The 17,897-nt window shown below is 68.2% G+C and carries 15 protein-coding genes and 1 pseudogene; 5 read left to right on the plus strand and 11 right to left on the minus strand.

The window, feature by feature from the left end; translation table 11 throughout:
• Window positions 1-60 precede the first annotated feature (60 nt).
• From ASF39_RS10700 to ASF39_RS10710, 3 genes are read right to left on the minus strand one after another with little or no spacing between them, the layout of a single operon-like run.
• A complete protein-coding gene (locus tag ASF39_RS10700) occupies window positions 61-612 on the minus strand; it encodes a hypothetical protein (protein ID WP_056283652.1) in 552 nt (183 codons plus the stop codon).
• A 32-nt stretch (window positions 613-644) separates the two neighbouring features.
• Window positions 645-974 carry a GlpM family protein gene (locus ASF39_RS10705; RefSeq protein ID WP_055884822.1) on the minus strand — a complete coding sequence of 110 codons (330 nt, stop codon included), beginning with the start codon at window positions 972-974 and terminating at the stop codon, window positions 645-647.
• On the minus strand, window positions 974-2,293 hold the full coding sequence (locus ASF39_RS10710) for a replication-associated recombination protein A (RefSeq protein WP_055884884.1): 1,320 nt from the start codon (window positions 2,291-2,293) through the stop codon (window positions 974-976). The genes ASF39_RS10705 and ASF39_RS10710 overlap by 1 nt, the downstream gene beginning before the upstream one ends.
• 174 nt (window positions 2,294-2,467) lie before the next feature.
• On the opposite strand from ASF39_RS10710, the gene ASF39_RS10715 reads away from it, so the two are divergent.
• Window positions 2,468-3,169 (plus strand): intradiol ring-cleavage dioxygenase, encoded by a 702-nt coding sequence (locus ASF39_RS10715; protein WP_082494493.1) that lies wholly within the window; start codon window positions 2,468-2,470, stop codon window positions 3,167-3,169.
• A 3-nt stretch (window positions 3,170-3,172) separates the two neighbouring features.
• On the opposite strand, the gene ASF39_RS10720 is transcribed toward ASF39_RS10715, so the two are convergent.
• The 4 genes from ASF39_RS10720 to ASF39_RS10735 all read right to left on the minus strand — a co-directional run bounded on the left by ASF39_RS10720 (window position 3,173) and on the right by ASF39_RS10735 (window position 7,121).
• Window positions 3,173-4,618 (minus strand): DegQ family serine endoprotease, encoded by a 1,446-nt coding sequence (locus tag ASF39_RS10720; RefSeq protein ID WP_055884815.1) that lies wholly within the window; start codon window positions 4,616-4,618, stop codon window positions 3,173-3,175.
• A 111-nt stretch (window positions 4,619-4,729) separates the two neighbouring features.
• The gene (locus ASF39_RS10725) at window positions 4,730-5,350 is read right to left on the minus strand and encodes a hypothetical protein (protein ID WP_210168665.1); all 621 of its coding nucleotides are present in this window, start codon (window positions 5,348-5,350) and stop codon (window positions 4,730-4,732) included.
• Between the two features lie 348 nt (window positions 5,351-5,698).
• Window positions 5,699-6,049, minus strand: a complete 351-nt coding sequence (locus ASF39_RS10730; protein WP_056283660.1) for a phasin — start codon at window positions 6,047-6,049, stop codon at window positions 5,699-5,701.
• Window positions 6,050-6,572: 523 nt separating this feature from the next.
• Window positions 6,573-7,121, minus strand: coding sequence for a hypothetical protein (locus ASF39_RS10735; protein WP_156387660.1), 549 nt, complete (start codon window positions 7,119-7,121; stop codon window positions 6,573-6,575).
• Window positions 7,122-7,524: 403 nt separating this feature from the next.
• On the opposite strand from ASF39_RS10735, the gene ASF39_RS10740 reads away from it, so the two are divergent.
• From ASF39_RS10740 to ASF39_RS10750, 3 genes are all read left to right on the plus strand, one after another.
• Entirely contained in the window at window positions 7,525-8,259 is a 735-nt protein-coding gene (locus ASF39_RS10740) for a CoA transferase subunit A (RefSeq protein WP_056283664.1), read from the plus strand.
• Window positions 8,260-8,274: 15 nt separating this feature from the next.
• Complete coding sequence (locus ASF39_RS10745) at window positions 8,275-8,934, plus strand: 3-oxoacid CoA-transferase subunit B (RefSeq protein ID WP_055884800.1); 660 nt, start codon at window positions 8,275-8,277, stop codon at window positions 8,932-8,934.
• A 154-nt stretch (window positions 8,935-9,088) separates the two neighbouring features.
• Window positions 9,089-9,484, plus strand: a complete 396-nt coding sequence (locus ASF39_RS10750) for a hypothetical protein (RefSeq protein ID WP_055884797.1) — start codon at window positions 9,089-9,091, stop codon at window positions 9,482-9,484.
• An 8-nt stretch (window positions 9,485-9,492) separates the two neighbouring features.
• On the opposite strand, the gene ASF39_RS10755 is transcribed toward ASF39_RS10750, so the two are convergent.
• Together ASF39_RS10755 and ASF39_RS22530 are read right to left on the minus strand one after the other, a co-directional pair.
• Window positions 9,493-10,629: a hypothetical protein gene (locus ASF39_RS10755; protein ID WP_056283665.1), complete on the minus strand. Its 1,137-nt coding sequence runs from the start codon at window positions 10,627-10,629 to the stop codon at window positions 9,493-9,495.
• Between the two features lie 268 nt (window positions 10,630-10,897).
• Window positions 10,898-15,673: a M10 family metallopeptidase gene (locus ASF39_RS22530; protein ID WP_056283669.1), complete on the minus strand. Its 4,776-nt coding sequence runs from the start codon at window positions 15,671-15,673 to the stop codon at window positions 10,898-10,900.
• 469 nt (window positions 15,674-16,142) lie between these two features.
• Here ASF39_RS22530 and ASF39_RS10765 point away from each other — a divergent pair, with 469 nt between their 5' ends.
• Window positions 16,143-16,604: a hypothetical protein gene (locus ASF39_RS10765; RefSeq protein ID WP_055884787.1), complete on the plus strand. Its 462-nt coding sequence runs from the start codon at window positions 16,143-16,145 to the stop codon at window positions 16,602-16,604.
• Between the two features lie 191 nt (window positions 16,605-16,795).
• On the opposite strand, the gene ASF39_RS10770 is transcribed toward ASF39_RS10765, so the two are convergent.
• Entirely contained in the window at window positions 16,796-17,659 is an 864-nt protein-coding gene (locus ASF39_RS10770) for a calcium-binding protein (RefSeq protein ID WP_056283672.1), read from the minus strand.
• 26 nt (window positions 17,660-17,685) lie between these two features.
• Window positions 17,686-17,897, minus strand: a pseudogene (locus ASF39_RS22055) (calcium-binding protein); the annotation flags it as partial.

Raw genomic sequence — 17,897 nt, forward strand, 5'->3', positions numbered from 1 at the left:
GGGTCTCCGGTGAAGGGGGCCGGCCGGCCTACAGGCTCGGTCGCGTCCGGTCCACCGCCTTCAGGCGTCGCCGGCGCGGTTCGCCCCGATCAGGGCGAGCGAGGCGAGGAGGCGGCGCTTCAGGCGAACCAGGGCCTCCCGTTGCAAGTCGCTGGCCGGTGCCTCGGCCTCGGCCACGGATGCGAGCATCTCGACGAACTGCAGCCGCTCGGCCTCGGTCAGCGCCTCTCGGAACAGGGGCAGCAGCGGATCGGCGACGAGCGAGAACGGGCGGTGGGGGTCGGTGTAGCCGAACGCCCGCTCGTAGGTGTCGGCGACGGCCTCGATCTCCAGGGGTGCCCGCATCAGCGCGAGAATCCGCGCCGTTTCGGCGGCGGAGACGGAATCGCCGGTGCGGACGAGTTGGATCATGAGGATCACGGCGGCGAGCCTCACGTCGCGCACGCCCTCCAGGGGCGTTGCGGCGACGCTCAGCAGAGTGGGCCTGCCCCGTTGCGGCAGCGGCCCGCCGTCCTCGCTCGATGCACGCGGGTCCTGCGCCGTGCGCTGCGTGCGCAGCGACAGGAAGACGGCGATACCGCCGATCACGAGGACGAAAAGCAGGACCGGCATCAGCCATCTCCGTCGGAGCGATCGGGCACCGTTCAGAACCAGCGTGGGGCGAGGAAGATCGCGAACGCCACCACCAGCCAGGCGGCGAGCCCTCCGAGGATGGCGAGACGATGGTCGAGCGATCCTCCGAGCGCGTAGGCGACGCCGAGGAAGACCAGATAGGCGGGGATCGTCTTGGCACCGGCCAGGCACGCCTGCCGGAAGCCCTCGGCGTCGCCCTTGGCGCCCACGGCCAGCAGCGCGATGATGGCGAAGGTCGGGGCCAGCGGCAGGATGCCGGGAAGCACGTTGCCGCGTCTCGACGCCAGCACGATCGCCATGGTGACGAGGCCGCCCACGACGCCTTTCCACAGCACGTCCATCAGCGCTCGGCCTCGTCGCGGCGCTCGGTCCGCAGGCGCTCCCAATGGGCGAGGCGATCGCGGTAACGGCTCTCCACGCCCCGGTCTGTCGGATCGTAGAACCGCTGTCGCCCCAGCGCTTCCGGCCAGTAGTCCTGTCCCGAGAACGCGTCCGGCTCGTCGTGGTCGTAACGGTAGCCCTCGCCGTAGCCGATCTTGCGCATCAGCTTCGTCGAGCCGTTGAGGATGGTGCGCGGCGGCGGAAGCGAGCCGTGCTCCTTGGCGATCCTGGTGGCCGCCTTGTAGGCGGAATAGACGGCGTTCGATTTCGGTGCGCAGGCGAGATAGACGGTCACCTGCGCCAGGGCGAGTTCGCCCTCCGGCGAGCCGAGGAAGTCGAAGGCGTCCTTGGCGGCAGTCGCCACCACCAGGGCCTGCGGGTCGGCCAGCCCGATGTCCTCCACCGCCATCCGCACGAGGCGCCTGGCGATGAACAGCCGGTCCTCGCCCCCGTCGAGCATCCGGCACAGGTAGTACAGCGCCGCGTCCGGGTCCGAGCCGCGCACGGTCTTATGCAGGGCGCTGATCAGGTTGTAGTGCCCCTCCTGGGACTTGTCGTAGATCGGCGCCCGGCGCTGGACGATCGCCTGCAACGCCTCGGCATCGAAGATCTCGCCCTCCTTGGCCGAACGCCAGAGCTCCTCGGCCAGGGTCAGCGAGGCGCGCCCGTCGCCGTCGGCCATGCGCACGAGGACGCCGCGGGCCTGCTCGTCCAGCGGCAGGGGCCGGCCGGTCATCGCTTCGGCCCGCACCAGCAGCTTGTCGATGGCCGCCTCGTCGAGGGCACGGAACAGCAGCACGCGGGCCCGCGACAGAAGCGCCGCGTTGAGCTCGAACGAGGGGTTCTCGGTGGTCGCACCGACCAGCGTCACGGTGCCGTCCTCCATCACCGGCAGGAAGGCGTCGAGCTGGGCGCGGTTGAAACGGTGGATCTCGTCGACGAACAGCAACGTCCCCTGGCCGGTGGTCCGACGCCGGCGGGCGGCCTCGAACACCTTCTTGAGGTCGGCGATGCCCGAGAAGATCGCCGAGATCTGCTCGAAGGCCATGTCGGTCTCGTGCGCGAGCAGCCGCGCCACCGTGGTCTTGCCGGTGCCCGGCGGCCCCCAGAACACCAGCGAGCCGAACGCCTTGCCGGCCAGCAGCCGGGTCAGGGCCCCGTCCGGCCCGGTCAGATGCTCCTGGCCCACCACCTCGGCGAGGCTGGCCGGGCGAAGGCGATCCGCGAGCGGGCGGGGGGCGGTGGACTGAAGGCCGGCGGCGGCGAAGAGATCGGACATGGCGCGCATGAAGACGCGGGCGGCGCAGGACCGCAACCGTGAAAACGGCGACGTCCCCTTGAGCTTTCGGGAAAGCGTCGCGCTGGGGGGCTCGCTGGATGTGTCGCGTCACGCTCGATCGCGCATGGCTGTAGGATGTGCCTCCCGATCGATGGCGAGGGTGTCCTTATGTCGATGACGAACGCATTCGACCTTTCCCGACGCGCGGCGCTGATCGGCTTGACGGCGGTGCCCTCGCTGATCCGGCCGGCGCGGGCGGCGCCTGCACCGGCGCGACTTGCACCGGGTTCCTGCCTCCTCACGCCGCGATCGATCGAGGGCCCGTTCTATCTCGATCCGCGTCTCGTACGGCCGGTCCTGGCCGAGGGTCGCCCGGGTGTGCCGCTGCGACTGGACCTGCGGGTCATCGCGGCCGGAGGCTGCACGCCGCTTTCGGGGGCGCGGGTCGACGTCTGGCATGCGGACGCGCAGGGGGTGTATTCGGGCTACGAGGGCCAGGGCGACGGGCGGCGCCTCTCGACGGTGGGACAGACGTTCCTGCGTGGCACGCAGTTCAGCGACGAGGCCGGCGCGGTCACCTTCGAGACCATCCATCCCGGGTGGTATCCGGGCCGCGCGACCCATGTCCATTTCAAGGTGTTCGTCGGTCCGCGCACCCTGGTCACCGGCCAGATGTACTTTCCCGACGCGGTCAACGAAACGATCTACCGCACCGCCGCCTATGGTGGGCGGCGGCTGGCGCGCGACACCCTCAACGCCACCGACGTCTTCGCCCGCTCCGAAGATCCCCGGCGTCTCGGCTTCTGCGCCATGAGGCCGGAGGGAAGCGGATACGTCGCCGACCTCAACATCGTGGTCGAGGCCGGCAGGGGCTGACGCTCACCCCCCGAACACCGACGTCAGCACCGTGCCGCCGCGGTTGATCGAGACCTCCCAGGCGTTGAAGGCGGTGCGGGTCATGCGCTCCAGGTCCTTGGTGGTCGAGACCGGGGTGCCGTTGATCGCGACGATGACGTCGCCCTTCTGCAAGCCGGCCCGGTTGGCGAAGGAGCCCTCGTCGACGCTGGCCACCGCGACGCCCTCGCTCGAGAAATCCACCTGCAGTTCCTCGGCGATCGCCGGCGAGGTGTTCACGAGGGTGGCCCCCATGAACGGCGAGCGGGTCTTGACCTTGAGGAGGTCGCGCGGGCGCGTCTCCGGCGCGGCGCCGAGCTTGATCGCGATGGTGGAGCGGGTGGTGCCGCGCTGGATGCCGAACTTGGTGTGGCCGCTCAGGCCCTTGAGGGCGAAGCGGTAGCCGAAGGCCTCGGGGTCGTCGACCGCCTTGCCGTCCACCGTCAGGATGAGGTCGCCGCGCTTCAGGCCGGCTTCCTCGGCCGGGCTCTTGGGCTGCAGGCTCGCCACCAGCACGCCGGTGGGATGGTCGAGCTCCATGCTCTCGGCGATGTCGGGGGTGACGCTCTGCACCCGCGCCCCGAGCCAGGGCCGGCGCACGGTGGAGGCGCCCGCCTTGGCGGTCTCCACCACCGCGTGGACCATGCTGGCGGGGATGGCGAAACCGATGCCGTGGCTGCCGCCCGACTGCGAGTAGATCGCGGTGTTGATGCCCACCAGGCGCCCCTGCAGGTCGACCAGCGCCCCTCCGGAATTGCCCGGGTTGATCGCCGCATCGGTCTGGATGAAGAACTGGTAGTCGGACGAGCCGACCTGGTTGCGCGCCAGCGCCGAGACGATGCCCTGCGTCACCGTCTGGCCGACGCCGAAGGGGTTGCCGATCGCCATCACGAAGTCGCCGACCTCGAGCGTATCGGAATCGCCGAAGGGCATCGGCACGAGGCCGCCGGACGGCGCCTTGATCTTGATGACGGCGAGATCGGTGCGCGGATCGCGCAGCACCACGGTGGCCTCGAACTCGCGCCGGTCGGCCAGCGCGATGCGAACCTCGTTCATGTTGTCGATGACGTGGTTGTTGGTGATGATGAGCCCGCTCTCGTCGACGATCACGCCCGAGCCGAGGGAACGTTGCGCCCGCTCGCCCGGGGCCCCGCGCCGACCGGACCCCTCCTCGCCGAAGAACCGGCGCATGAACTCGTCCATCGCGCTGCGACTGGTGCCGCGCTTCTCGACATGGGACGCGTAAACGTTGACCACCGCCGGTGCGGCCCGCTTCACGACCGGAGCGAAGGACAACTGCACCTGCCCCTTGCCCTGCGGCGCCACCTTCTCGGGCGCCACCTCCGGTGTCTTCATGATCTGCGCGGCGGCGGGACCCGCGCCGAGGCCGACGACGAGCAGCGAGGCGAGCAAGGCGGTACGAGGCGGCATCGGACTCTCCGGAATCGATCGGGGACCGTGCATGCGCCGCCTTGACGGTCTGCACGCGGTCCCGCGTCGTTCGCGGATGTCTAGCCCCGTCGCCCGGCCGGCGCGAGGGGGTTAAGCGTTCGCCTTCCGCGGCCGGACGGGCGATGCCGCCTCGGCGTCGGGGGAGGGCGTCGTGACGACCCGCCCGAGGTGGTTCGCGATCCGGCCCATGCAGGTGATGGACGCCTCGGCGGCGCGCTGGACCTCGGTGACGTGGAGGCGGACCGCTTCGGCGGGGGATCGCGCCGCCGCCAGGGACTGCCAATGCGCGACGGCTGCCAGTCCTTCGTTCAACAGGAACGCCTGCAGGGTCGCGCCGGCCGAGACGAGATCGCTCGGGACGGCGTGCGGGCGTGTCACCGCCTCGGTCGGAACCACGAAAGGAGATTCGGGTGGCTCTTCCGGCGGCTCGAGTGCCACCAGGGCGAGGCCGACCGCGGGAAGGGGAAACGGCGGAACGAGCGATTCCGGATCGGCGGCGGACGACGCTGGCTTCGCCGATGCGTCGGCAGGGGTGGTGTCGAGGTCGACCGGAGCCCGCGATTCCCCGTCACTCTCCGGTGTCGGATCGGACCGCAACGCCGTGACGAGATCGGTCGGCGGCGTCTCGGGCACGACCTCGGCGAGGTCGGGGATGGGGCCCGGCTCCGTATCCGTGGCCGCGCCCGGAAGCGTGACGACGGGAACGGGCATCGTGTCGGTGGACAACTTGGGCGGAAGCGGTCCGCGCTTCGAGGGCCGCACGGGCATCCGCTTCACCATGGTCCATTCTCCCTACCCGCGACCCGACCCGGCTTTGCGCCGGTCACGGGATGGACGGATCGTCTCGCGCGATCCGTCCCGATGATACCCGGCAAAGAAGACGATGCCGCGTCTCCGTCCCTCACGTCACCGGCGGCGACCTCACCGTCGGCCGGTCGCTGCCCTTCGTCGCTTCATACCATTTTCCGGTTGATCACTTCGTGATGCGGAAATGGGCTTCGCTCAGGCGCCGCGCGGGCTCGGTTGTGCGGTTCCCGCTTGATTTAAGCGGAAACCGTATCAGACGGCTGGTTTGACGGCGGTCTGCGCCAGCGCTCCAAGGTCCTTGGCCTGGGCTTGCAGTGCCGCCATCTGGCTCTTCAGGAACTCGGCCTGGAGCGTGAAGGCCTCGCGCAGGTCACGGGTGCGGACCAGCTTCTGGGCGAAATCGAAGGTCGCATTGGCGTTCGTCTGAACGTGGTCGAGACCCTTCGCGACGACGCCCTGCATCGAACTCTGGAGCGTCTGCGTCTGCTCGCTGGCCTTCACGGCGGTGCCGATCAGCGTGCCCACGGCGTTGCGCGCCTGGTCGACGCTCTTTTCCGCGAAATCGCGCATCTCGGCCGGGATTTCGAAGGTGGGGGCGTTCATGGGTGTTCTCCTGTCGATCCGACACAGCGAATCATGCTGCATCACGGCAGAAATATATTGCACTGCAATATCCACGTCAAGAACGCGGATACGATCTCGGTGGTCCCGCCGCCGCCCAAGGTCATCGACTGTCCATCCACCGAACGAACGAGCCGATGGAACGGATTCGCGACCCCGCATGACCGCCATCGCCGATTCAGTACCGATCATGCCGAGCGCACGACCCGGCTATCGTGTACAGCACCGTCGACGGAATTTCGCTTCGATTTTTCGAAGAGGCCCGCCGCTTGGCCGGCTTCGGCGGCGCGAGGACATGCAGGGGGAGGACATGCAGGGGCATGTCGGCGAAGACGACGGGGATTCGCTCACGCCGGTCGCGCAGGCGAGCCGCAGGGCAACGCGCCGTCGCGCTCTCAGGGTCGGGACGCCTGCGTGCGCTCCATGAGGCGGGACGTCGGTTCGAAAACGCGGCATCGGTCGCGCGCGAGGCGCGATCGATGCCGCCACAACCCAGCCTTCCGGCTTACCGTTGGTCGTAACGATAGGCTTCCAGCGCGCTTTCGATCGCCCAAGACTTCGCGCCGGTCTTCGATACGAAAAACGTCAGATCTTCCGCCTCTGCTATGGGCCGGGCGAATTCTTCGATGGCATGATAGTATGACCGGCTTCGATAGTCGTGCACGCCGATGATGGCATTTCGATCCAATCGCCGCAGAGCCTGCAGAAAGCACGCCACGCGAAAGCGTCCATCGACCAGACAGAGGTCGAAGTCGCCGGACGCGTTGAGAATGGTCTCGTGATACTTCGGATACTGCGGACGGTGGTCGCTGGATATGGGAACGCCCCAATTTCCCGTGGGGCCGATGTCGACGTGGATCAATCGACGCTCGTGACCCGACGGCGCGATTTGCTGGGAGATTTTTTCGATCCAGGCCACGTCCGAGTCGATCGCGACGAGCGGGCCGTCCACGACGCCGGCCGCGAAAAGTGTACTTCCGCCGAGTCCGAACTCGAAGTAGCATTTCGACTGCGTCACGAAATTCTTGAACAACTCCGCTTCGCGCGCGCTCATTCTCAACGTCATGGCAATCGGTATCTCGTGCTCAAAGGCCGCTGGTCGGCGAAGTTTAGGTCGCGACGACGCTAACCGGATTGGCGACGACGAACCAGCCCCGTGACGATGCGTGCCCTTCGACGCGAAAGAAAGCCCGCGTTGGCGCCGGCACGAGCGGGCCTCTTGCGGTATCGCGGGCCCGAACAGAGTTTCTCCCCGAGGCGAGGCTTGTCCTCGTCGGTCGCCTGGCTCAAACACGGGCGGCTGAACGGCGGCTTTGCAGCGAGGCGGCGAGCCGGACCGGCACGGTGACCGGCAGGGCATGGCGCGGGGGGCCTGGCCCTCCGCATGCATCGGGGACGGTCGTCCCCCTCGCCCGTGCGGGACGTGACGGCAGAACGGGTGGAGAGGGACGGCATCGATGAAGAAGGTTTATCCGGATGCGACGGCGGCGCTGGCCGGTGTCCTCAAGGACGGCATGACGATCATGGCCGGCGGGTTCGGCCTGTGCGGCATCCCGGACGAGCTGATCGACGCCATCCAGGCCTCGGGCGTCAAGGATCTCACCGTGATCTCGAACAACGCCGGCATCGACAACGTCGGTCTCGGCAAGCTCCTGCAAACCCGCCAGGTCGCGAAGATGATCTCGTCCTACGTCGGCGAGAACAAGGAGTTCGCCCGGCAGTACCTCGGCGGTGAGCTCGCGATCGAATTCAATCCGCAGGGCACGCTGGCTGAGCGCATCCGCGCCGGTGGCGCCGGTATCCCGGCCTTCTTCACCAAGACCGGGGTCGGCACCCTGATCGCGGAGGGCAAGGACGTCCGCACCTTCGACGGCGAGGACTACGTGATGGAACGCGGCCTGTTCGCCGACCTCGCCATCGTCCACGCCTGGAAGGGCGATACCGAGGGCAACCTCGCCTACCGGAGGACGGCGCGCAACTTCAACCCGATGATGGCCACCGCCGCGACGATGACCGTGGCGCAGGTGGAACACCTCGTCGAGCCGGGCGAGCTCGACCCGGACGCGATCGTCACCCCCGGCATCTTCGTCAAGCGCATCGTCCACGTGGCGATCCGTGAAAAGCGCATCGAGCAGCGCACCACCCGCAAGCGCGGCGAGCCGGCCAATCCGGCCGCCGCCGGCGTCGTCTGAGGGAGCTTCCAAACCATGGCCTGGACCCGCGAACAGATGGCCGAGCGCGCCGCGAAGGAGCTGCAGGACGGCTACTACGTGAACCTCGGCATCGGCATCCCGACCCTCGTCTCGAACTACATTCCCGACGGCATGTCGGTGCAGCTGCAGTCGGAGAACGGCATGCTCGGCATGGGGCCGTTCCCCTTCGAGGGCGAGGAGGACCCCGACCTCATCAACGCCGGCAAGCAGACCATCACGGCGCTGCCGACCACGAGCTACTTCTCGTCGTCCGATTCGTTCGGGATGGTCCGCGGCGGCCACATCAACCTGTCGATCCTGGGCGCGATGCAGGTGGCGCAGAACGGCGACCTCGCCAATTGGATGATCCCCGGCAAGATGGTGAAGGGCATGGGCGGCGCCATGGACCTCGTGGCCGGCGTCAAGAAGGTGGTGGTGGTGATGGAGCACACCGCCAAGGGCAAGGACGGGTCCGAATCGCCCAAGCTCCTCAAGGCCTGCGACCTGCCGCTCACCGGCACCGCCGTCGTCGACATGGTGATCACCGATCTGGGCGTCTTCACCATCGACAAGAAGGGCGACGGCGGCATGACCCTGGTCGAACTCGCCGAGGGCGTGAGCGAGGACGAGGTCCGTGCCAAGACGGAGGCGAGCTTCGCCGTCGCCTTGACCTGAAGGCCAGCGGGATCGTTTCGGGACGATCCGCTCCCGGCCGGCGGCGACACGGCTAAGCCAGCGTTAAGCGGACTCGTAGACCTTGACCGAAAGCCGGACGGCGCGCCGCACGCAGGGCGGGGCGCCACCGGACGGTTCACGAGGGTCGAGGCGTATGGGTAGCGTTGCGTTGCAGCGGGACGACAATGTGGTGCCGTTCCGCCGGCTGGGGTCACCCCCTCCTGGCGCCACGCCGGCGCCCTCGGCCCTGGCCGCCCGGCGCGGCGACCAGCGCGCCTTGATGGATGCGGTCTATGCCACCGGCACTCTGGCCGTGGCGGCCGGCGACCGCGAGACCAAGCTGATCGCCTCGCGGCTCCAGGTCTACGGATTCCTCGTGGTCGAGGAGGTGACGGACGCGGGCACCTTTCGCCGGCTGCGTCCGTCGGAGGCGATCCGCGCCCGCACCGAGCGGCCCTGGCGCGTCTCGAAGGCGTCCCATGCCACGGGCGACGGCCCCTCGGTGACGATCCCGGCCGTCGACGGCTTCCTGTTCGACCAGCCGGCCTGAACCGGCCTTCAGCGCAGGTAGATCACGCTGTAGAGGGTACGGCGCAGCTCGCTCTCGAGAAGCCAGACGCGACCGTCCTCGCAGCGTTCACGGACGCCTGCGCGCATCCGCGAGCAATACTCGCCGGTGTTGTCCTGCACGAGGTAGCGGCACTGGCCGCCCTCGCGCCTGCGGGCGATGACGGTGCTCGAATGGTCGGCGGCGAGATCCGGGTCCTTGGGGTCGCGCTCCTGGAGCTCGTACCAGCTGTAGCCGATGGTCGGGGCGCGGCCGCGGTCGAGAGCGTAATCCACCATCGCCAGCATGCGGGTCACCTGGCGCGGATGCGGGGCGCGGCCGGCTTCCACCCGCTCCATGAAGTCGAGCTGGTTCGAGGCGACCCGGTAGGAGACCGGCAGCAAGGGCACCGGCAGGGGGCGACGGCGGCAACGTTGCTTGACGAGCGCGAGCCAGCCGGTGTTGAAGGCATCCGCACGCCGGCTGCGCAACTGCGCCACGGTGGCGCCGACCGCACGCAGGCACTGCCGGGGTGCGCGCACCTCGCTGCTGAAACGCAGCGCCGCGAACCGCGCGGTGAAATGCGCGTAGCCCTCGTGGCTCGGTAGGTCCCGCTCCTCGCACAGGCCGTCGATGTTGTAGAGGAGCGCGGAGGCATCCTCCTCGCCGCCCTCGAGCTTGTCGAAATACGGTTCGGCCCGCGGGTTGCGATCCCTCGAGACTTCCGCCGCGTTCCGGGCCCAGGCGATGTCGGCGAGATAGCCGGGATGGGCACGCAGGTGCGCCTGTAGCGCCGGGTCGGGAATCGCGGCGAGGCGGGCCGGATCGGCGAAATAGAACTTGGTGGCGACGTCGAGGGGCGAGACCGCCACCCCCACGCGCTGCGAAATCATGTCGGCGGTGGCATAGGCATAGCAGATCGCGCTGTCGCCCTGGCCCACCGGGATATCGGTGGGACGCGGCGACAGTTTCACGCCGCCGGGCAGGGCATGGGTGGCGGCCGGCAGGTCGATCCTGACGGCCGGGCAGCCTGCGGCACGGGCGTAGACGGGGTCGGGCGGCAGCAATCGCAACGGCGCGGCCCCGGCGCCGCCGGAGCCGAGAAGCGCCGCCACCAGGGCGAGCCGGATCCAAGCCCAAGCCGACACGTCCTCGGTCCTCCACCGCCGGCCCTGTGCCGACGAAGCAGGTGTCTACCCGAAATCCGCAGTCCGTGAAGCGGGGGCTTCCCGGGTCCAAGCCCCGGATGGCGAAGAAGGGTCGGGACCGATCCCGGCGGTATCGGTTTCTCCGGCGACAGCCTAAGCCGCCGCTCCGGCACGGGCGTCTTTCGACATGGGCTGGCGCCAGTCGGCACCGACCGGGCCCGAAGCAATGCCCCGCGCGATCGTGCAGGCCGGCGATCTGTCGATCGGCTCAAACCACCGAAAAGTCGGCGTGCGTGAGGGAGGCTTTGTTGTCGAGGATGGCAAATTGCATCGCGGCCGAGGCCGTGCCGTTCCCGTCGGCATCGTAGGACAAGCCTCCCGTCGCCTTATCGTAGAGGACACGGTCGTTCGCATCGGCTGCGCCGGTGGAGAGGTCCTTGAATGCCGTTGCGGCCAGGGGACCGGCTCCGAGCGCAGCGAAGACGCCGCGCGCGAGTTGGATAGTGTCGTCGGGAACCGAGAAGTCCGAGATCCGGTCGACGTTGCCGGCGCCAAGCCCGGTGCTGAAGGCGAAGGTATCGACCCCGCCACGACCGTAGAGGACGTCGGCCCCGCCACCGCCATTGAGGACGTTGGCGCCGGCGTTTCCGACCAGCGTGTTGGCAAAGGCGTTACCGGTCAGATCGATCGACCCCGTTCCGGCCTCGCTGGTGGTGTCCAGCCGTTCGATCTCCTGGCCCACCGCCAGGGTGTAGCTCACGCTCGCCAGAACCTTGTCGCTGCCGCCGCCCGCCGCTTCGAACACCCGGTCGTCGGCATCGTCGACGAAGTAGAAATCGCTGCCGCCGCGGCCGTAGAGCAGGTCGGCGCCGGCCCCACCGTTGAGGATGTTGACGCCGGCGTTGCCGACGAGCGTGTTGGCGAAGGCGTTGCCCGAGAGGTTGATCGAGCCGGTTCCGGCTTCGTTGGTGGTGTCGAGCCGCTCGATCTCCTGGCCCACCGTGAGGGTAAAACTCACGCTCGTCAGGACCTTGTCGTTGCCGCCGCCCAGCGCTTCGAAGACCCGGTCGTTGCCATTGTCGACGAAGTAGAAATCGCTGCCACCGCGGCCGTAGAGCAGATCGGCTCCGGCCCCGCCGTCGAGGATGTTGACGCCGGCGTTTCCGACCACCGTGTTGGTGAAGGCGTTGCCGGACAGGTTGATCGACCCCGTGCCGACTTCGTTGGTGGTGTCGAGCCGCTCGATCTCCTGGCCCGCCGTCAAGGTAAAGCTCACGCTCGTCAGGACCTTGTCGCTGCCGCCGGCCACCGCCTCGAAGACCCGGTCGTTGCCGTTGTCGACGAAGTAGAAATCGCTGCCACCGCGGCCGTAGAGAAGGTCGGCGCCGGCCCCGCCGTCGATGATGTTGACGCCGGCGTTGCCGACCAGCGTGTTGGCGAAGGCGTTGCCGGACAGGTTGATCGATCCCGTGCCGGATTCGTTTGTGGTGTCGAGCCGCTCGATCTCCTGGCCCGCCGCCAGGGTGTGGCTGATGCTCGTCAGGACCCGGTCGCTGCCGCCGGCCACTGCCTCGAACACCCGGTCGCCCGAACTGTCGATGTAATAGACGTCGTTGCCGCCCCGGCCGTAGAGCAGGTCGGCGCCCAGACCGCCGTTGAGGATGTTGATACCGGCGTTGCCGACCAACGTGTTGGCGAAGGTGTTGCCCGAGAGGTTGATCGACCCGGTGCCGGCTTCGTCGGTGGTGTCGAGCCGCTCGATCTCCTGGCCCGCCGCCAGGGTATGGTTCACGCTCGTGAAGACCCTGTCGCTGCCGCCTCCGGCAGTCTCGACGACCTGGTCTCCAGAACTGTCGACGTAGTACCAGTCGATGCCGGCACCGCCCGCCATCGTGTCCTGACCGAGGCCGCCTGTCAGGACGTTCGCGTCCCCGTTTCCGGTCAGGCGGTCGCCGAAGGCGGAGCCGATCAGGCGCTCGATGGAAACCAGGCGATCGCCCTGCGCGGTCCCTCCGGTGCCGAGACCGGTCGTCAGGTCGACGACGACGGCCGCGTTCGACCCGGAGTAATCGGCGGTGTCGCTTCCGTCGCCGCCGTCGAGGGTGTCGGCTCCGCCCAGCCCGACCAGTCGGTCGGTGCCGCCCCGCCCGGACAGGGCGTTGCCGGCCGCATTTCCGGTGAGCACGTCCCCGAAGGCCGAGCCGCCGAGGTTCTCGATGGCGATGAGCGTATCGCCCGCGGCGACGCCGGTATGGACGCCGGTCGACAGGTTGACGGTGACGCCCGCTGGCGCCGTCGCGTAATCGGCCCAATCGATGCCGGCGCCGCCATCGATCGTGTCGGCGCCAGCGCCCCCTTCGAGGGTGTCGTTCTGCAGGCCGCCGAGAAGCCGGTCGATCCCGGCGCCACCGCTCATGACGTCGGCCGTGGCACCGCCGGTGATCGTTTCGCTGGCGTCTCCTCCATAGACGTCGATCTTCGTGAAGCCGTCCGCTGCAAAGCCGTCCGATCCACGACCGGTGGCATAGTCGAACGACCACGCCGCTGCGCCGGCGGCCCGGGTCAGGACGAGGCGATCGACCCCGCCGCCGCCCGCCACCCGATCGCCGGCACTGGCGATGAGTTGGACGAGATCGTCGCCGGCCCCGCCGTCGAGGCTGTCCTCGCCGGCCCCGCCGTCGAGGGTGTCGCTCGCCCCGAGCCCGAAGAGCGTGTCGTTGCCGTCGAGCCCGACCAGCCAGTTCGAGGCCGCGCTGCCGGTGATGCGGTCGCTGTAGATCGATCCGCGGATGTTCTCGAAATCGACGAGCGCATCGCCTTCGGCGGTTCCGCCGATGCCGGCGATCTTGCCCGCACTGATGTCGATCGTCACGCCGGCATTCGAATCCGAGTAGTACGCCCAGTCGGACCCGTCGCCGCCGTCCATGTAGTCGGCCCCGGCGCCGCCGACGAGGGTATCGTCGCCGCCATGCCCGGCCAGCTGATCGTTGGCGTCGTTGCCCGATACCTGATCGGCGCCGCCCTGGCCCCAGATCTGGTCCGCGGCGGTGCCGCCGACGAGGGTATCGTCGTAGCCGGAGCCCTCGATGTTCTCGATCGAGACTAGCGTGTCGCCCTGCGCGTCGCCGTACAGGACCTTGCCGCCCTGGAACGAGAAATCGACGTAGACGCCCGCCGTCGAGCCGGCATAGCTGACCCAATCGGAGCCGTCGCCGCCGTCGAGGGTATCGCCGCCGGCGCCGCCCTCCAGCGTGTCCGAACCGCCGCGTCCGTAGAGCGCATCCGCCCCGGCCCGTCCGGCGAAGCTCTCCGAGGCTGCAGAGCCCGCGATTGAATCCGCCACAGACGACCCGGCGATCCGTTCGATCGAGATCAGGGTATCGTTGGCCGCGGCGCCGCCGTAGGTGCGCGCGTCGACATCGATCGTGACCGCCACCGAGCCCTCGTAGGACGCCGTGTCGAAGCCGATGCCGCCGTCGAGGGTATCGAACCCGGCGCCGCCGATCAGGATATCGGAGCCGTCGTCGCCCTGCAGGGTGTCGCTGCCGCCGTAGCCCTGCAGGGTGTCGTCGCCGCCACCGCCGCGCAGTTCGTTCTGGCTGTCGTTTCCGCCGAGGGAATCGTCGAACCGGGAGCCGACCAGCCCTTCGATGCTGACCAGCGTGTCGTCCTGAGCGAAGCCTCCGAGCACCTTCCCGATCGAGAAGTCGACATAGACGTCGGTGGTCGAGGCGCTGTAGTCGGCGAAATCGAGGCCGTCGCCGCCGTCGAGGTAGGTCGCGCCCGCGCCCGAGACGAGGAAGTCGCGGTCCTGCTCGCCAAAAAGCCGGTCGATGCCGCCGCCGCCGATGAGCGTATCGAAGCCCAGGCCGCCGAAGAGGGTGTCGTTGCCTTGTCCGCCATCGAGTCGGTTGTTGGCGTTGTTGCCCCGGATGGTGTCGTTCCCCGTGCCGCCGACCGCGTTCTCGATCAGGGGACGCAGGTAGTTGCTCGAACTGGTGTCGTCGATGACGAGCCAGGCATTGGCGATGTTGCCCCGGGCAAACACGGCCTGGCCGGCGGCATCCGTCCCCAGCCGGGCGAGTTGCACCGTGCTGGTGGTGGTCCAGCCGACGTTGGGGTCGTCGGAGGTGCCCGGCCGCAGGTCGACGCCGAGGTTCGTGCCGTAGCTCGCGAAATCGTAGGTATCGACGCCGCCGCCGTCCCAGATGGTGCGGAAGATGCGGTTGCCGTCCGGTGCCGTCGCCGCGTCCTGGGCGACGCCGTTGATCTCCATGTTGCCCGTCGTGGGACGCCATTTGTAGACCGTGTCGGTGGCATTCGAACCGTAGTTGGCGCCGTAGACGTTCTGGATCGCCGCAATGTCGACGGCCATCAGGCTCTGGGCGTAGCTGTTACCCTCATTGCCATAGCCCCCTCCCGCCGTGTCCCCGACGAAGGACCGGTACGTCATCACCGAGAACTCCATCGAGTCCCAGTTGGAGGGCAGGTTCCCGAAGTTGTCGCCGATACCGGCATCCCCGTGGGGATGGTCCATTCCGAGGACGTGGCCGATCTCGTGGATGATCGTGTGATAGGCGTAGGTCCCCTTCACGGGGTCGGTCATGTCGTTGGTGCCGCCGGCGGGATTGTCGTTGAACCACATGTCGCCCCATTCGCGACGATCGTAGCTGTCCGGGTCGGGCGGGATGCCGTAGGCCGTGCCGACGGTCTCATTATAAGCGCTCGTAGACTCGTAGGTGCCGTTGACGTTCCGGTCCACGGCATCGGCGCGGGCGAACTTGAGTCTCGCGTCGTTCGTCGTGACCTCCTGGAAGGTCAGGAGCGAGACGGCCGAGTAGCTGGCGAGGACCTCCCTGACGGCGGTGTTTTGCTGCGCGAGCAGGGCGCCGAACCCGGAGACACCGTAGCCATAGCCGGTCGCCGTCGTCGGGATCTGGAAAGTGAGGTTCCGATTTGCCCAGTGCCGGTCCCAAAGGAGGGCGTCGACGATCGTATTGCCGCTGGCGTCGGTGACGGCGGAATCGCCAACTTGTCCGGCCATGGTACCTCCTCGGGAGTGATCCCTGACGGTTTTCGGTCACATGATGGTGCGTGGCCGCGTGCAGATTGCACGACACGACCGCATCTCACGGCGATCTCAGCCATTTCAAACGGGATTTTTTTGGTCGAGGATTGGATACACGATTCAAAATCAATGTGAAAGCGTCGCATCATATCCGAATGCAGTAAATTGCAGGCGCCGAAATCAAGCGCGAAACCCATGGATCGATGAAAACTGGCCTTAACCTGCCATTGCCGTGGGTCGTCGTCTCTGCGCGGCCTCCGGAAGGGCGTCGATCGATTTCATGCAACCGCGGACGATTTGGTGATTCAGGGGCACGCGGCAGGATCGCGCATACGGATCACCGAACGGCGCGATCACTTTTAAGGCATTGCAGTGTCTGACGACCGAGGAGATGCGGCACCGGCTCGGTCGTGGTAGGAAAGCGGCCCAACGCAGTCGTGATTCCATGGCGCTGACGATCCAACCCATCGAGGCACCGTATCCCGCCCTCGGCATCGCGACGCATTTCCTGGCGCGGCGGGCGCCCTTCTCCGGGTTTCGCTTCGGCGACTTCGTCAATACGCTCGACGGTCAAATCCGGCGCAGACATGCGTTGTTCGCGATCGATGACGGGCGCATGGTCGGTTATCTCGGCTGGGCGGTCTACAGCGCCGAGGATGCGCGCCAGTTCGCGTGCACCGGCCGGCCACCGCCCAACGACCGCGCCAATGGCACCGAGGTCGTGTGGGTCCTGACCGCGGCCGCGGTGTCGCCGGCGGGTTTCAAGGCCCTGATCGACACCGGCAAGAGCCTGAACATCGGCCGGCGCGCCATGGGCGTCCGATACAAGCCATCCGGCGCGAAGATTGTGTTCGACCAGCTCATTCGTGCGCGCCATAACGGGCCGGCGGGGCGCTATTCGGACTGAACCGTCGCTGCGTGTCGGTCACGTTTCGCACGACTAGCCAGTGTATCAGGCCGACGCCACCGGCATCGATCAATGAGAACGGCAGCCGTCCTGAAGTTCTGAAATTCGGCATCGCCGGATTGGCAGGCGGCAGCCAAGCCTCGAGATCGCGCTCTGTCATCGCATGAGAGATGGACGCGCTCCTCGAACCGTCACCGGTCGGGTTCCGCGGGGCGGTGACAGCCGAGACGGGCATCCGGACGCTTGGGAGCGTCCGGATGCCCGGGCTGGCGGTGCCGGTCGCGACGCGGTCGCACCCGATCCGCTCCTTGCGCTCGGGCGAGCGCGCGGAAAATCGGGTGAGCCCGGCCGTCACACGATGAAAAAGTCGAGGTGCGTGAGGGCGGCCTTGGTGTCGATGGTGGCGAACTGCACCGCGGCCGAGGCCAGGCCGCTGCCGTCGGCGTCGTAGGACAGGGCCCCCGTCGCCTTGTCGTAGAGGATGCGGTCGCCGGCATCGGCCGCTCCGGTGGAGAGGTCCTTGAACGCCGCCTCGGCCAGGGGAGGATGCGGTCGCCGGCATCGGCCGCTCCGGTGGAGAGGTCCTTGAACGCCGCCTCGGCCAGGGGACCGGCTCCCAGCGCCGTGAAGACGCTGCGCGCGAGTTGCACCGTGTCGTCGATGACCGAGAAGTCGGCGATCCGGTCGAGGTTGCTCGGGCCCAGCGCCGTCCTGAACACGAAGGTGTCCGCCCCGGCACCGCCGGTCATGAGGTCGTTGCCGCCCTGGCCGTCGAGGACGTTGGCGCCGCCGTTGCCGGTCAGCGTGTTGGCGATGGAGTTGCCGGTGCCGGTGAGATTGCCGGCGCCGGTGAGGACCAGGGCCTCCAGTTCCGCTCCGGCGAGCGAGTACGACACCGAGGCGTAGACGAGATCGGTGCCCGCGGCGCCGTTGGCCTCCAGGGCGCGGTCGCCGACGTTGTCGACGTAGTAGGTGTCGGACCCCGCCCCGCCGGACATGGTGTCGGCCCCGACGAGCCCGTTGAGGACGTTGGCGCCGCCGTTGCCGGTGATCACGTTGGCGAGCGAGTTGCCGGTCCCGNGCGCCGGTGAGGACCAGGGCCTCCAGTTCCGCTCCGGCGAGCGAGTACGACACCGAGGCGTAGACGAGATCGGTGCCCGCGGCGCCGTTGGCCTCCAGGGCGCGGTCGCCGACGTTGTCGACGTAGTAGGTGTCGGACCCGGCCCCGCCGGACATGGTGTCGGCCCCGAGACCGCCGTTGAGGACGTTGGCGCCGCCGTTGCCGGTGAGGAC

Origin of the sequence: Methylobacterium sp. Leaf108, from assembly GCF_001423265.1 — a bacterium.
Taxonomy (GTDB): Bacteria; Pseudomonadota; Alphaproteobacteria; order Rhizobiales; family Beijerinckiaceae; genus Methylobacterium.

What these genes read in the sequence shown, in the direction of transcription:
- ASF39_RS10700 (WP_056283652.1), bottom strand. Translation starts at nt 612, where the DNA reads ATGCCGGTCCTGCTTTTCGTCCTCGTGATCGGCGGTATCGCCGTCTTC.
- ASF39_RS10705 (WP_055884822.1), bottom strand. Translation starts at nt 974, where the DNA reads ATGGACGTGCTGTGGAAAGGCGTCGTGGGCGGCCTCGTCACCATGGCG.
- ASF39_RS10710 (WP_055884884.1), bottom strand. Translation starts at nt 2,293, where the DNA reads ATGTCCGATCTCTTCGCCGCCGCCGGCCTTCAGTCCACCGCCCCCCGC.
- ASF39_RS10715 (WP_082494493.1), top strand. Translation starts at nt 2,468, where the DNA reads ATGACGAACGCATTCGACCTTTCCCGACGCGCGGCGCTGATCGGCTTG.
- ASF39_RS10720 (WP_055884815.1), bottom strand. Translation starts at nt 4,618, where the DNA reads ATGCCGCCTCGTACCGCCTTGCTCGCCTCGCTGCTCGTCGTCGGCCTC.
- ASF39_RS10725 (WP_210168665.1), bottom strand. Translation starts at nt 5,350, where the DNA reads ATGCCCGTTCCCGTCGTCACGCTTCCGGGCGCGGCCACGGATACGGAG.
- ASF39_RS10730 (WP_056283660.1), bottom strand. Translation starts at nt 6,049, where the DNA reads ATGAACGCCCCCACCTTCGAAATCCCGGCCGAGATGCGCGATTTCGCG.
- ASF39_RS10735 (WP_156387660.1), bottom strand. Translation starts at nt 7,121, where the DNA reads ATGAGCGCGCGCGAAGCGGAGTTGTTCAAGAATTTCGTGACGCAGTCG.
- ASF39_RS10740 (WP_056283664.1), top strand. Translation starts at nt 7,525, where the DNA reads ATGAAGAAGGTTTATCCGGATGCGACGGCGGCGCTGGCCGGTGTCCTC.
- ASF39_RS10745 (WP_055884800.1), top strand. Translation starts at nt 8,275, where the DNA reads ATGGCCTGGACCCGCGAACAGATGGCCGAGCGCGCCGCGAAGGAGCTG.
- ASF39_RS10750 (WP_055884797.1), top strand. Translation starts at nt 9,089, where the DNA reads ATGGGTAGCGTTGCGTTGCAGCGGGACGACAATGTGGTGCCGTTCCGC.
- ASF39_RS22530 (WP_056283669.1), bottom strand. Translation starts at nt 15,673, where the DNA reads ATGGCCGGACAAGTTGGCGATTCCGCCGTCACCGACGCCAGCGGCAAT.
- ASF39_RS10765 (WP_055884787.1), top strand. Translation starts at nt 16,143, where the DNA reads ATGGCGCTGACGATCCAACCCATCGAGGCACCGTATCCCGCCCTCGGC.